The organism is uncultured Gimesia sp. (genome assembly GCF_963976445.1).
In the GTDB taxonomy this organism is placed as follows: Bacteria; Planctomycetota; Planctomycetia; order Planctomycetales; family Planctomycetaceae; genus Gimesia.
On sequence record NZ_CAXBKP010000017.1, the window covers coordinates 60,749 to 76,072 of the forward strand.

Annotated in this window: 9 protein-coding genes; 5 read left to right on the forward strand and 4 right to left on the reverse strand. The window is 53.2% G+C overall.

The genetic code is table 11. The features are described 5' to 3' along the window. Positions 1-322: 322 nt before the first annotated feature. The 4 genes from AAC022_RS18055 to AAC022_RS18070 all read right to left on the reverse strand — a co-directional run bounded on the left by AAC022_RS18055 (position 323) and on the right by AAC022_RS18070 (position 6,411). Entirely contained in the window at positions 323-3,337 is a 3,015-nt protein-coding gene (locus AAC022_RS18055) for a PQQ-binding-like beta-propeller repeat protein (RefSeq protein ID WP_339733309.1), read from the reverse strand. A gap of 111 nt (positions 3,338-3,448) precedes the next feature. Further along, positions 3,449-4,567 carry a sialidase family protein gene (locus AAC022_RS18060; RefSeq protein WP_339733311.1) on the reverse strand — a complete coding sequence of 373 codons (1,119 nt, stop codon included), beginning with the start codon at positions 4,565-4,567 and terminating at the stop codon, positions 3,449-3,451. A 26-nt stretch (positions 4,568-4,593) separates the two neighbouring features. Then, positions 4,594-5,670, reverse strand: a complete 1,077-nt coding sequence (locus AAC022_RS18065) for a hypothetical protein (protein WP_339733313.1) — start codon at positions 5,668-5,670, stop codon at positions 4,594-4,596. Between the two features lie 27 nt (positions 5,671-5,697). Further along, positions 5,698-6,411, reverse strand: coding sequence for an FCD domain-containing protein (locus AAC022_RS18070; protein ID WP_339733315.1), 714 nt, complete (start codon positions 6,409-6,411; stop codon positions 5,698-5,700). A 99-nt stretch (positions 6,412-6,510) separates the two neighbouring features. Here AAC022_RS18070 and AAC022_RS18075 point away from each other — a divergent pair, with 99 nt between their 5' ends. The 5 genes from AAC022_RS18075 to AAC022_RS18095 all read left to right on the forward strand — a co-directional run bounded on the left by AAC022_RS18075 (position 6,511) and on the right by AAC022_RS18095 (position 15,319). After that, entirely contained in the window at positions 6,511-8,394 is a 1,884-nt protein-coding gene (locus AAC022_RS18075) for an FAD-dependent oxidoreductase (protein ID WP_339733317.1), read from the forward strand. Between the two features lie 274 nt (positions 8,395-8,668). Next, positions 8,669-9,517, forward strand: a complete 849-nt coding sequence (locus tag AAC022_RS18080) for an alpha/beta hydrolase-fold protein (protein WP_339733319.1) — start codon at positions 8,669-8,671, stop codon at positions 9,515-9,517. A gap of 424 nt (positions 9,518-9,941) precedes the next feature. After that, the gene (locus tag AAC022_RS18085; protein ID WP_339733321.1) at positions 9,942-10,472 is read left to right on the forward strand and encodes a sigma-70 family RNA polymerase sigma factor; all 531 of its coding nucleotides are present in this window, start codon (positions 9,942-9,944) and stop codon (positions 10,470-10,472) included. Beyond that, positions 10,469-12,208, forward strand: coding sequence for a FecR domain-containing protein (locus AAC022_RS18090; protein ID WP_339733323.1), 1,740 nt, complete (start codon positions 10,469-10,471; stop codon positions 12,206-12,208). The genes AAC022_RS18085 and AAC022_RS18090 overlap by 4 nt, the downstream gene beginning before the upstream one ends. A 30-nt stretch (positions 12,209-12,238) precedes the next feature. Continuing rightward, entirely contained in the window at positions 12,239-15,319 is a 3,081-nt protein-coding gene (locus AAC022_RS18095; RefSeq protein WP_339733325.1) for a PSD1 and planctomycete cytochrome C domain-containing protein, read from the forward strand. The last annotated feature ends 5 nt before the right edge of the window (positions 15,320-15,324 follow it).

Sequence of the window (15,324 nt, forward strand, 5' to 3'; positions counted from 1 at the left end):
ATGAGCGGATGGCTTTGTGGAGTTGTCTTATTTTACTGGGAATCAGTGTGGGCTATACACGCTCCTACTTTGGAATTACCTCTTCCAGAGACACAAACCGGAAGTTTTTTAACTTCTGGTCTTTCCTGTTGATGTTTGCGTTGGCCAATTTCTCAGTATCCTTGTTTTTATTAACCCCAGATCGGTTAAAGGTGTGGTTCGTTCTACCTTTTTTACTGTTATTGATCTTCATTCTCCGAAAAATGAATCGAGTTCGTGGAATGAGATTTTCAGAGCAGAATCCAATCAGAGTAGCCGATGACGTAGCCTGACTCAGAAAGTTTCACTCGCTCCCTTCCAGCGCAAACCAGGCCTGCATCTGGTAGGAACAGTTGCACTGCGATGAACCATCGGGAACAAGTACCAGGCCACCAGCGGGAATGGCGTTGATGTAACAACCCAGGCGGATGCCGCCAAAGTTTTCGACGCCCGCCTTGCGGGTCAAATCGACATAGCCGAGTGTTGCCGAGCGGAAGACCATCATGTGTTTACTGGCGGAAATCTGGCCGCAGCCATAGGAACGGTCGAATTTGAAATCGATCGGTTTTCCGGTCTTCAAATTCCAGGCGCCCCCTTGTGCATAGATCTTGTCGTCATTAATGACCGGGTGCGACTGATACTCGGCTTTGATATCCCAGATCCGTTTTCCGGTCTTGGCATCAATGGCGGCCATGCGACCACCGACTTCGGAGGGAAGCTTGAAAAATTTGTGTCGGATCCCCTGATAGAACATCAGCAGGATTTCATGATCTTCGGAAACGGCGAGTTGGGTACCGAAGACGTCCTGATCGTCCTCCCAGAGATCCTTGCCCGTTTTGGCCTCGAACGCTTTCAGCTTGCCTTTGCGCAACGCGTCTTCCGGGGAAGGGGGATTGGGGCGACCATTCCGGCGGGCTTCTTTGATGTGGTCGGCTTTGGCGATTTCACGGTCGACCAGATAGACGCTGTTTTTGCCGATCGTAATTGCGTTATTACGGATTGAGTGTTCGGGTTGATAGGTCCAGAGGAGTTCGCCCGTGTTGGCATCAATGGCGAAAAACAGTACCGATTCATTCCGCAGCGTCAGGCCTTTGTAGCGGGGGCTTGTGTAATGTGCGTCGTTGCTGACGGTGCCGTAGATCACGCCTTGATGATAACCGAGGTAGCCCCAGTTCTGGTTCGGATCATCGCGGCTGACGGGCGTGGAAATCTTGCGCACCAGCTTGCCGGTTTTTAAATCGATCTGGTGACAAACTTCATCTTTACTGACAAAGGCATGATCGCCGCCCAGACAAAAATTACTGCCCACTTCGGCGGTACTGAGATCATGGTGGATACCATTCATATCGGTGAGATTATTTTTAAGTTTATATTTCCAGAGCGTATGCCCGTTGTAGGCGTCGAGCCCGCACAAACCATGCAGACCGCCGACGACCATCACACCCCGATTTACCAGCGGCGCCGGGCCTTGGCCGTGACGATTGGGGATCTGGAAATCCATGTCACGATACCAGTACATGCGGAGTGGTCCTTTGACGATTTCGTCATCCGAGTTCACGGTGTTCGTCGAATTCGAATACTGGTGCGTCCAGCTGCCGGCCCCTTTCAGGTCAGCTTTGGTTTTTACCTGCATTTTCTTGATCGGCCCCCAGCAAAATTGACCGCCATAGGGACGCTGGATGCGGCGGGATTCCTCTAAAAGTGTCGCGTTCATTTCTCGGTAGAGTGAAGAAGAGCAGATCACCAGGTTTGCAAAGTGTTTGGAATAGGGAAGCTGCTCCGGATCAGCGACATGCACGACAACACGTGAACCATATAGACCTTCATTATGTAGAAATTGACGTGCAGTGGCGGCATGTTCTGCGTTTTTCATGACGACATAAATTTGGAAACTCGACTCCCGGGCCAATGCAGCTGCCAGGTACGCATCGTCCGCATTGAGGTCGACGCAGATTCCGGTTTTGACATCGGTTTTGTCGCAGATCGCTTTCGCCGCCTGGTGATAAAGCGGTCTGATTTCGACAGGTTTATCGAGAGCAGCTTGACTTACTTCTGGCGGTTCTCCATTCGCAAAACAGTAGATCACGCCTTGATCGGTACTGGCGACAAGACATTCATCCGCAGCCGCCAAGCCACGGACCGTGCCTTCAATTTCATGCGACCACCAGGTATTGGCTTGCGCTTTATAATCGACGCCGGTCACTTTGTTGTGAGAGCCACAGTACGCGTCGCTGCCGGCGATAATCACATCGGTGATATTGTAATCCAGCGGAATCAGGCGTTTCTCTTTGAGCTGCCTGACCGAAATCGGGTTTCCTTTACGATCGCGGGTTTTCTGGTCAGACCATTCACTGTAAATCAAGGACTGGCCACTGCCGCGCAAAATGCCTTTGGGGGTGGCAACCATCGGGCCTGTTCCCGTTTGCTGCGTTAAGCCCCCGTCCGTCTGATCGTAGAGGCAACCGGCGTTACAGAAAAAACGATCGGCGAGCATCACATCGGAACCGCCGCGCTGCTGGTTCTTCTGCAGATGATAGTATTGAAACTTCCCGGTCGCCCGTTCGAACGCCGCGGGAACCGCTCGTCCCGTGGGCATGAAAATCTGATCTTGGCTGGCGGCTAGATAACCTTGAGACGAGACGCCGCTTTTCGCACTCGCGCCGCCATGCGGTTGATTCATCAACAACTGACCGGAATCCTGATTGCTCCAGATGACGTCTCCCGTTTCTGCATTGAGTGCATAGAGATAGACGCCATCAGAAGGCCAGACCCCGGCGGCGAAATAAACCTGATCACCCACGACCACCGGGCCACCTCTGCCAGGCCAGTGTGAGATGAGTCGATCGTTGCCCATAATGAATTTTCGTTTCGGCCCCCCTTGTTTTTTCCAAAGCAGGGAACCGTCTTTGATCGACAGTGCGTAGAGATTACCGTCATCGCTAGTGACGAACACACGGTCGTTCCAGGCAGCTGGGGCAAAACGGATCGGGCCTTCAGTGAAAAATTTCCACTTCAGCGTTCCCGTTTTCAAATCGAGGGCATAGAGCTGGTCATCAGTGGAACTGCCAAACAACACGGTTTGTTCAACAATAATCGGCTGAAAGGCTTCATCAAACTTAATGCGCGTGTGCGTGGGCCAGGCGGGAGTCGGGCCTTGCTTGGTTCGATAGGTCCACTGCAGTTCCATCCGCGTGGGCAGGGGATCCTCGGTAAAGCCACTACGGGCCGCATCGCCCCGGTATTGTGGCCAGTCGGCCTGGGTCGTGCAGGGAAAGAGACTAAGAGCGAACAGGAAGAGAAAAGCCGGCAGGAATTTCATGGAGGCCTCAGAGCGTCTGGTTTAGGTAGGGCGGATCAATTGGAGTATTTTGATCCGTTCATGGTAAACCATGCGGCGGGGCTTGTCACCGACAACAGCGAAAGAATCTGCTCAGTCAGTACGGAAACGGAACCAGCGGATCAGACTCACATTTTGTTCGTAACACCAGAATGTAATAAACAGACTACCATCAGGCAGACGGGCGATGTGCGGGGCACCAAATTTGAGGGCGGCAAAGTTAGCGGACATGTTCTCGCCGGTAACGGTGCTGCCCTGCAGCGACTGATGTCCCCAGAGAGGCCATTGGTTGAGATTACTCCACTCCCCCTGTTCATTGAGTTGGGAATGGCAGACCCAGAGGCCCGGTTGATCCAATCGCCGATAAACACAGAGCAAACTGCCGTCGTCGAGCAGGCAGGGCGTTAATGTCTGGCCGGATATCTGCGTGGAAGCCGGAGCCGACCAGGTCACGCCACCATTGTCACTGAAGGCATAGTGATTGGGGCGATCCGTGTTCGCCCCTTCATCATAACACCAGGCAACCGCTAGCAGGCGACCGTCGGGAAATTCAATCACCTTCGATTCCCAGAAGATCAACTGGTCGTCGGCACTGTGCATGATGTCGAGATATTCCGGCCAGGTCGCTCCTTGATCCTTTGAAACGAGTGCCACCATTCGATTTCCGTTGGGCAGGTTGCCATCCCAGTCGCGCCAGGTGGAAGTCGGCCAGAGCCATCGACCATCGTTGAGAACGGTGATCGGGCAACACATTTCAAACTCGGGGCCGACCAGTGGGGCCCTGATCAATTCGGGTTCGCTCCAGGTTGTTTTCTGATCGCGGGAACGCATCAACAAAAGTTTCGCCGGCACCAGTCCCAGCGTCTTTGGATTACTCAAGCCTTCGTCGGGATGTGCGCTGCGGTCGTAACGAATCAGATTCGCGACGAGTTCGCCGTCCGGCGTAGCAGCCAATCGTCCGAACGTCGACGTCACACGGTCGGTTGTTTGCGGATTGAGTTGTCCCTGATACTCCCACGTTTGCCCCTGATCTTGAGACCGTGACCAGTGCACCTGCAGATTCGCTGCTTCAAACGCCTCGCCCAGAACATACGTGCCGATGAGCGTGCCATCGGGCAAAACGGCGACCGAAGGAAAGTAAGCATGCGCACTCTTGACGTGCGGCTTCTCGTTGCGAAACAGAATGCCGGTTTCCAGTTGGTTGAGGTGCATGCGCTTTCCCTGTGGGTGCGAATCGTTTATTTCTTATTCTTCAGTTTCAGGTCGGCCGTGTAAATCGCGGTGATCGGTTTCCCGTTCTCATCTTTTTCATGACTGGAGTAATACGAGACCAGTGCATGATTCGGGTCCAGGATGAGAATACCGGGATAGGAATTATCGCCGCCACTGGGAAGCGAAGCGAATTCGTGCAGTTGATCGTCTTTGAACCAGTAGAGTGAGGTTACGTATTTGCCGTTCTTGCGTTGCCGACCGCCGACCAGATAGTGATCACCCCACTTTGCCAATAGTGGGCCGCCGATATAACGGTCGAGTTGCTTGCGATCCCATTTTTCAAACGGAGGCCGCGAACGCATGACCCAGGCAGGGTTCGAACCGCTGCGTCCGATGGCCAATAGATCGCCGTTTTTCTCGAACAGGAACGCGGTTTCGTCTCCCTGTTTTTCATTGAACAGGCTGGCGGTTTTCCAGACGAGTCCGTCATCGCTTTCCAGAATGGCCGTTTCGATGAGTTCGCGATCCTTGTCATCTTCAGTGAAATGTCGAATACGTCGACCACACAGATAGGCTTTGTCACCATAGGCGGCAGCCCGCCAGATGTAATGCCCATAGGTTCCTTCCAGCATCGTCGGTTTCGACCATTTCGTACCATCGGCAGATGAGACGGCGTAACCCAGATGCTGATTGATCGTTCTGGTTTTAGGAGCCGAATCTCCGCAGTACCAGGTGCCGGTGTAGACGAAGAGTTTATCTTTAAAGATCAGAAAATGCGGGTCGCGGACATCGCGTTTGGGGACCGAGAATTCATCGACCTGTTTCCAGGTTTTCGCGTCATCACTCTGCATGATCAGAATCCGCGATGACGGAAACAACATATGACCGCCCGGGCAGGTACGGAAGGTGAGATAGTATTTCCCTTTGAATTCGATCATATCGGTGAATGCGTTGTGCTCGCCGTTATCGAAGACTTTACGCACGTTGGTGACTTCGACTTCAGGCAGGGAATTGTCTTCTCCTGCAATGACTGCTGAAGTCGAGATTAGACCGCTGATAAGCAGTGCGAATACAGAAACGAGTGAGAGGGCGCGTTGTGGCATGATGTTGAACCTCGAACAGGGGATAATTCAGTTGGATTCCGGTGGTGAAATTAAAAGATATTTCAAGTGAGACCGCATTACAGAGCGGGCACGTTCGACGTCGCGATCCTGAATGGCACTGACCAATTCAAAGTGCTGCCAGATGATACGGTCGTTGACGTCGTCTTCCAGCACGGGCGATTCCCGGGCGGGGTACGAATTTTCAAACAGTGTCGCCAGAAGTTTCTGCATGTCGGCGATCAGAGAGGAACCCGACATTTGTAGAATCAGCCCGTGGAACTGGCGTTCGATTTCGATACGTTGTGGACGGTCCTCGGGAGTACGGGCGGTCTGTTTGAATTCTTCTGCGAGTGCCGCCAGTTGAGTAATTTGTTCTTCGCTGGCATTTTTGATCGCCAGTTCAATGGCTCCGACTTCGAGGGCGTAGCGGAAGTGTGCGAGGTCGGCCAGTTTTTCCGGTGACCGGGCCAGTGAAGGGAGACAGTTCGCCCAGACTTCGACCGGGTCGGGATGGCGGACAAGGAGCCCTTTCCGCTTGCGGCCTTCGAGTAGCCCCAACGCACACAGGCGGTTGACGGCTTCCCGGGCAATCCGCCGCGAGACATTGTATTCCTCGGCCAGTTCTGCTTCAGTGAGAAAGAAATCGCCGTCTGTAAATTCCGCGGATTGGATCCGATGCCGAATGCGTTCGGACAGGTCCAGGGTCAGCGAATTCGTCGGTGCTTTGTTTGTAAGTGTCATTACAATGGCTGTTTTATATATTAATACTTGAAATATAGTACGGATTTCTTATTATATGGCATTTAATGGCCATGTCAAATTCAAAGACGGAATTTATCAATGACGAGACTGGAAGACCATTTCCTGGATTGTGAGGTCCTCATTGCAGGGGGCGGGATGGCCGGCTGCTGCGCTGCGATTGCGGCGGCACGATGTGGGGCACGCGTTATTTTGTGCCAGGATCGATCCGTTCTCGGCGGAAATGCGTCGAGTGAAGTTCGCATGCACATCGTCGGTGCGAACGGCACCGGGCACTTTGATCGTGGCGCGGAATTAGAGACCGAAGCCCGCGAAGGGGGGATCATTGAAGAACTGCGGCTGGAGAACTCTGTCCGGAATCCACAGCGCTCGGCGTCGATGTTCGATCTGATTCTGTACGAGAAATGTAAAGCCGAATCGAATCTGATACTGCTGCTGAATACGTGTGTGACTGCGGTAAAACGACAGGACGATCGGATTGAGCAGGCGATTGCCGAACGACAGAGCACCGAAGATCGTTTTACCATCAATGCAGCGATTTTCATTGACTGTACTGGCGATGGTCGACTGGCGGCGGAAGCGGGCGCACTGTTTATGGAAGGCCGTGAAGGACAATCGCAGTTTCAGGAAAGACTGGCTCCAGAAACAGCTGACAACCAGAGGCTCGGTTCCACGATTCTGATGCAGGCCCGCCGTCATGAGCGGCCGATGCCTTTCGTCGCGCCAGAGTGGGCACGGAAGTTCGACAAGGAAGAACTCAAACTGCGACTCTACGCGACGCCGGGGGAAGAGGAACCGACGCATGAGTACGGTTACTGGTGGGCCGAGTGGGGCGGCACACTCGATACAATCAAAGAGAATGAAACAATCCGCGATGAATTGTTAGCTATCGTGATGGGCATCTGGGATCACGTCAAGAACGGCCCGCCGGGAACGGTTGAAGGAGACGATCCATTTGCCGCTGCGCACTGGGCGCTCGACTGGTTCGGTTTTCTACCAGGCAAACGGGAGAGCCGGCGGTTTATCGGTCGGCACGTCTTGACCGAACAGGATCTGCTCTCGTCCCGCGATTTTCCTGATGCGATTGCTTACGGCGGCTGGTCGCTCGATTTACATCCCCCCGCAGGCATCGATGCGCCGGAGCAGGAACCGTGCACACAACATGCGGTGCCTCACCTGTATAATGTGCCTCTCGCTGCTTGTATTTCCGAGAACAGAAGTAACCTGATGTTTGCCGGGCGGAATATTTCCGCGACACATGTGGCGTTTTCTTCGACCCGCGTGATGGCGACCTGTGCGGTGATCGGGCAGGGTGTGGGGACGGTGGCAGCGCTGGCGGTTCAACACACTATGTCGCTTGCGGATGTGATTTCGAATCCGCGTCTAATCTCTCAAATCCAGCAGCGACTGTTACGGGATGATGCGTATCTGGTAGGGATCAGAAATGAAGACGAAGCCGACTTTGCACGAACAGCACGCATCACCGCCAGTAGCGAACAGACTGGTTTTGAAGCAGTGAATGTCGTTTCCGGACAGACGCGGAGCGTGCAGGGAGATCGTGGGGCACCACCTGAGAGGTCCTTTCCCGGTGGTCATCGCTGGATGTCAGACCCGGCAGAGGGTTTGTCGGCGACGTTGCAGCTGGAGTGGAAGACGCCGATTAGGTTGAGTGAAATTCAACTGATCTTCGATACAGGCTTGCATCGGCATCTGACGCTCAGTCATCATGATGGTTACTCGTCTCGCATGATCTGGGGAGAATCCCAGCCGGAAACGGTACGGGATTATTCAATTGAAGTCTATGATGGTTCCGAATGGAAAACGGTAGAGACGGTGATCGGGAATTATCAACGTCGTCGCGTGCATCGTGTGGAAACAGGAGTTTCTGTGAGTCAGTTACGGATTGTGGTGACTGATGTGAATGGTGTGGATCATGTACGCATCTGTGAAATTCGGGTTTATTGATAATAGATTTGGGAGCTGTTTTAAGCACTGTCGGACAAGCCGACAGTGGCACCCGGTGAGTCGAAAAACATATTTTTTAAGCTGGTTTTATACCAAAAGTGAGCGGAATGGCGCTAGGCAGTGTTTTTGAACCGACGATCCAAACCCAAAACGGCGGCTTACGCCGACCCGTTCACAATAGGAACGCTTACAATGAGGACTTCGCGATCATGGATGGCACACGGGAGTTGATTTCTGGTAGGGTTATATGATGATTTCAGGTCATTCAATTAACATGCTGGTGTTCGTTTTGGCGTTGATGGTACTGCTCTTTGAAGGCGGTTTGACAGACGCGGCAGTACCAGAAGTTAAGGAACTCTTTCCACGCATTGAAGCGGTTTCGTTTTTTAGTACCCGTTTGAAGCAACGGAAACGGGCGGTGGTGGTGTTACCCGTCGAATGGCAGAAAATCAAACCGGAGGACCGTCGTACGTTGGTGATCCTGCACGGCCGCGGTCGGCATGAGTTGACGTTGATTGATGAGAAGACGATTCGAAAACAGCTGCTTGATTCCGGTTTGTTCGTGATTCTGCCGGATGGCGACGATGGTTGGTATCTCAATTCGCCCGTGCGGAAACAGGATGTGTATGAGGCGTACCTGGAAGAAGTCCTCTCTGTCGTGTCGCAAGAATATCAACTGCCGAAAGATCGGAAGCGGTGGGCGATTGCCGGCTGGTCGATGGGGGGCTTTGGTTGTGTGAACTTTGCCGAACGTCATCCCGAACAGTTTGCCGCCGTCAGTTCCATCATCGGGCTGCTTGATTTTCCACGGACCGGTTTACCGAAAGGGCAGTCTTACAAAGTTCCACTGGAACGGTTTGGCACAGACGAAACTATCTGGAAACGGTTCAACCCGCTGAATGGGGCAGAGAAGTTAAAAGGGATGTCGGTTCTGATCATCACTGCCGACGCAGCCTTCGACCGGACGATGAACGAGCATTTTCGTGATAGACTGGTGAAACTCAACCAGACGCACAAATACGTGGAGCTCAAAGGGGGCCACACGTTTCCGGTCGTGCGGGAAGCGATACCGCATGTGCTGGCATTTACGAAGCGGGCTTTGCAGAAACAGCAGGATGAATGAATCGTTCTTCCAATTCCAGATGAAATTAACCTTTTCTGGGTGGTACCGGATGTAATCCGGTATTGCCGTAGGCAACAGGAAGTGGCAGAGCGAGTATGGGAATTAGAATAAATTTCCGTTACAGATTGAACATGCAGAAAAGAGTGTGATGTACCCGGGAAAACTGGCAACGTGTTTTCCGGTACATCTTGCTCGCTGCGCTCGGTCCAAATTGCATTCGGGCCCACCCCGGTAAATAGGCGCAAACTGTTATCACAATAGACTTTCGGGTATGTGGATCTCATTTCAAATCCGGTTCCGTCCCTCATTAAATTATCTTTTTCAAAAATTCTGCGTTAGATTAGAGCTGATTGATCTAATCAACTGATGCAGAGTGTTGTTTTGATTGGAATTCGCCTTATCTTGCGCAGGAGAGGTTTCCGTTTTGTCGAATCGTGATCTCGATGAAGAGTATGTCGCGTTGATTGCCGGGAGCCAACCTGTGTTGCGGGGGCTCTTGGTCGCGCTGATTCGTCGAGCCGCGGATGTGGATGATGTGCTGCAGGAAACGAACACCGTTCTGTGGCGGAAACGGAGCGAGTATGATTGGGATCGTGATTTTCTTCCCTGGGCATGCCGGATTGCGCAGCTGCAGGGGCTCGCGTTTTTCAAGCGGGTGCGGAACGACGGTCAGACCGCGTTTGACGAACAGACGCTAGAGCAGATCGCGGCGGTTGCAACCCGGCGGGCGGTCGAGGCGAAATCGCATGCAGAGGCGCTCGCCTATTGTATGGAAAAGCTGCCTCCCGAACATCGGCAGCTGGTGGAGAGCCGGTATTGTGATGCGATGCCCGTTAATCAAATTGCTTCACTGGAGGGGCGGTCGGCGGACGCAGTATCGATGACCCTCTATCGGATTCGGAAAACGCTCATGGAGTGTATTCAAAAGACAGTGGCCCAGGAGGCACGATTATGAACCCACAGAATGAAGCGGTTCACGCAGAGTTGGCGGCACTCACCAGTCGGATGCTCGAAAATAGTTTGACGATAGACGAAGACGCGCGGCTCACGGAGATTCTGAATGCCCATCCTGAGTTAATCGAAGAATATACGAATCAAATTCACTTGGATTCGCTGCTGACGTCGAACCTGTATGCCGCGGTGCCGGAAGAAATCAGTCTGGAGACGTTGGAAGCCAGTGAAACGGAATCGAACCAATCTGCCGACGTTGTAGTGGCTGCCAACGTCGAGGCATCTGGTCGAAGCCGATGGAATCTATTGTCGTGGGTCTCTGCGGTCGTGGTGATGTTGCTGGTCGGAGGACTGTTCTGGTTCAATCAGGCTGAACGACAGGAAATCGCTGAGCAGCCGATCGCGGTGACGCCCAGTTATGCAGGGATGTTACTGGATACGGAAGATGCGGTGTGGGGAGACACGGAAGCAGATGAAATTCCTTACGGAACGAAATTTCCAGCGGGTGAGTCATTATTATTGAAGTCAGGGATTGCCCGGATTCGGTTTGAGAGTGGGGCCGGCGTCATGCTGGAGGGGCCAGCGCAAATTGAACTTAGTTCGCCTCTCAATGCCGTGCTGCATTATGGCACGTTGTCCGCTTATGTACCGGAGGAAGCAGAGGGCTTTACTGTTGATACGGATAAAATTCGGATTATTGATCAAGGGACACGCTTCGGTGCTGTCGTAGATGCATCGGGTGAAGCGGAAGTGCATGTGTTTGAAGGGGAAGTCGACGTGAAGTCGGTTTCGGCAGAACATCAGATGATTGCCAATCTGAAAGCGAGTCAGGCACTGCGATTTTCCAATGGTGCCGTTAAGGGGGCGGAAATCAGTGTCACGCCGACGAAGTTTGCCGATGTGCCGACTCCCGAACAGCTCATCGCAGCGAAGTCGGGAAGCTATCCACCTCACGAATCGCCCCGTTTTGAGAATCTGGAACCGATGAATCAGATTTCCCTGATTAAGGAGAAGTCGGCTCTGCCCGCGGGAATTTTGGTGGGCGAGGATTTTGAATATCCAACGGCATTATTATTTCAGCAGAGCGGGGGCGTAGGATTCAGTCATGAAGGCTGGTGGTCCGATCAGAATTTTACGCGGCTGATGGTGCCGGAAAAACGAATGGGCTGGGGCGGACTGGATGGCGGCCCAATGATCGTGCAAGCGCGCGGCCATCATCATGCGCATCCGTCGCTCGCCCATCGTATTGCTCGCAAACTCGAAAGACCACTTACCGACGATTTCTATTTCAGTATGCTTGTTCAATATCATGGCGTGGATGAAGACGATTTCTTTGGCCTCTGGTTTGATCGTTCGATGGGTGGCATGGGGACCAGTCATGCCCAGGTGCCGAGTATCGGGTTCAAAGAAGGCAAATTCTTTGCCCGGTTCAATGTAAAACAGGAAGCCTTTTTTGAGCAGCCGGTGGACGATGAAACGTTTTTGCTCGTCGGGCATCTTTCGAAAAAGAAGTCAAACTATTTCAATCATCTGGAATTCTGGGTGAATCCAGCCGAGGACCGAAGCAAGACTCCCGATGCGGTTGTGAAACGGAACAAAGGGGCGAACCTGCTGAAATCGATCAACGCGCTGGGCGTGCGGATTGGTCAGTATACCGAGGTCAGCGATTCGCTTTATCTGGACCGGTTGATAATTGGTGACACCTTTGAATCGGTCACCCAGCCGACTGATCAGAATTGATTTTGTTACGTATAGACTGAAAGACTTGTGATGTATCGCGCTCTGATATCTGACATTTATCCCTGGCGAACAATTTCAACGTTGTTGGTTTACGGGCTGTTGTTCTGTTCGACACAGACGTTTGCAGAGGAGCAGCCACGACTCGCGCACGGATTAGTCAATCGGCAGATCGATACTCAGAAATGGAATCAGTCGGGCTTTGGTTGGAAGGGGGGCTGGGTCCTTTCCCAACGGCAGCCGGCGTTGTTTGTGGATACAAAGCACAAAACAGCAGCCGACAAACAACGGGCGATTTCGCACGAAGCGTTGATTCACGGATTAGTGCAGCGGAACAATCCTCTGCGGCGGGAGTTGAAGGAGACGTATCAGGATCAGGAACTGTATTTACGATTTCGATTCCGATATGCGGCCGACAAGAAACAGCGCGATGAGGGTGAGTTCTTCGTGTTCTGGTTGGATCGCTACGAAGGATCTGACTCAGCGGTGCATGCGAATCACACACCGAATATCGGCGTGCATGTAGCGTCCAGTGGTCCCAACAAGGGAAAAGTCGTGTTCATGGTGCGGATCGGTACGCAGAAGACGGCCTGGAGTTCGGTGGAGCTGGAACGCGATCGGGATTATCTGATCGTCGGGCGATTGTCGAAGCCAGAGAAATCGCTGCGGGCCGGCTTTACGAGATTCGATTTATGGGTTGATCCTAAACCTGATGATCTGGAAAAACCAGTGGCGACGACCGTGAATCCGCAGAGTGTGAACGGCGTGCGCTGGGTCGGCTTTGCGACCGGTAATAAAACGGAACGGGATGACCGAATTTATGTCAGCGATCTGGTTTTGAGCCGTACGTGGAGTGATGTGCTCGATCTCTCGCCGGGACAGATTCCAAAAATGGCAACAAAACAACAGGCCGCCTGGGCGGCGCCGGTGCATTTTGAAAAAGAGATTTATCCGCTGCTCAAACAACGGTGTTTCAGCTGTCATGCGGGCGCGAATCCTGATTCGGGGTATCGGCTGGATGTATACGAGGAACTGCTTGGCTTCAGTACCGGAGAAACGTTGATCGTGCCGGGGAACAGCGAAGAGAGCAAACTCGTCGAGCTGGTTTCAACACAGGTCGCTGAAGAACGCATGCCGCCCGTCGATGAAGGTACCGCGTTGACTAAACAGGAAGTCGCCAAGTTACGGGCCTGGATCGATCAGGGGGCGAAGTGGGATTATCGTCTGCTGCCGACACCACAAACCGAGTCGGATCACTGGGCCTTTCAAACGATCAATCGACCGGACGTGCCGACAGTGAAAAGCAGCAAACCGATGCGCACGCCCGTTGATGCGTTTATCGCCCGTGCCTGGCAGAAAGCGGGAATCGAGCCCGCGCCCGAAGCGGACAAAGGGACGTTGATTCGTCGGCTATCGCTGGATCTGACGGGACTGCCGCCGAGTGCCGCCGAGATTGAGGCGTTTGTAAATAACACCGATCCGCAAGCATATGAAAAACTGGTCGAGCGACTGCTGGCGTCGCCACATTACGGCGAACGCTGGGCACGCTTCTGGCTGGATCTGACCCGCTGGGCGGAGAGTCACGGCTATCAGCATGACCTGCCGCGACCGTATGCGTGGCGGTATCGAGATTATGTGATCGAGAGTTTTAACGCGGACAAGCCGTATGATCAGTTTATCAAAGAGCAGCTTGCCGGTGATGAGTTGAAGCCTTATACCGATGCGCATGTGATCGCGACTGGGTTCCTGGCTTCGGCTCGGATCAGCGGGAACCAGATGGATAAGGCCGCGCAGCGAAACGACGTGCTCGTCGATATTGTGAATGTCACAAGCGGTGCCTTCCTCGGGCTGACATTGGAATGTGCGCAGTGTCACAACCATAAGTTCGATCCCTTGACGCAGCGGGACTACTATCGGCTGCAGGGTTTTTTCGTAAATGGTCAATTGGGGAATCTGTCACTCAAGGGGGACGGTCTGCCGAATCCGACTGAGATGAAAACCTGGATGCCGAAAGGAACGTTTGATTTTTATCAGCGCGAAGCGAAGAAGCTGATTAAACGAAAACGATTTGCACATACGAAAACGCCGCACACGTGGGGATACTATTCACCGCTAACCGGACATGAGCAGATTGAACGGCTGCCGGTGGTGAATCGCGATCCGCTTCCCTATTCCGCAGAGCGATTGAAACAGACGAAGTCACAAATTCTGATTCGCGGTGATGTGCATCAGCGGGGACCGGAAGTCGGCAAAGGCTGGCCGGCGGTGCTGGGAGCAACGACCATTGATTCCGACAAACTTTCGCGGACCGCACTCGCCGACTGGTTGACCAACCGTAAGAATCCGCTGGTGTCGCGGGTCTGGGTGAACCGGCTCTGGCAGTATCATTTCGGTCGGGGGCTGGTTTCGACGCCCAGTGATTTCGGCGTGCAGGGAGAAGCTCCGTCGCATCCGGAATTATTAGACTGGCTGGCGGCTGAGTTGATGGAGCGGGGGTGGAGTACGAAACATATTCATCGGCAGATTGTTCTTTCATCGACCTATCGGCAGACGCGTGCGTTTGATGAGACGAATTTTGAGAAAGATCCAGAGAATCGTCTGCTCTGGAGTTGGCCGCGACGTCGGCTGGAAGCAGAAGCGATTCGAGATTCGATCTTGTGTGCGACGGGTGAACTGAAACGCGATCTGGGAGGACCGAGTGTGCCTCAGGAACGCGAAGAAGCGAGTCTGCGGCGGACGATTTATCTGTTTCAACGTCGGAGCGAGATGCCGTCAGTGATGGCGATGTTTGATGCACCCGACAGCATTGCCAGCTGTTCGCGACGGCAGGTTTCGACGGTGGCGCTGCAGCCGTTGTTTATGTTGAACAGTCAATTCATGGACCGGCGGGCGCAGGTGCTGGCGAAAAACATTATTACCGAAACGGGTCACGATCACGGGCAGCAGGTGGGGCAGGCGTTTCTGAGAGTGCTGGGACGTGAACCGACGACGCAGGAGCAGGAACAGTCGCTCGCCTTTTTCCAATCGGAGAGCTCTACCGAGTCAGCCGAACGCCGGTTGTCGATGTTGTGCCATGCGTTACTGAATTTGAACGAGTTTATTTATATCCCTTAGTTTAG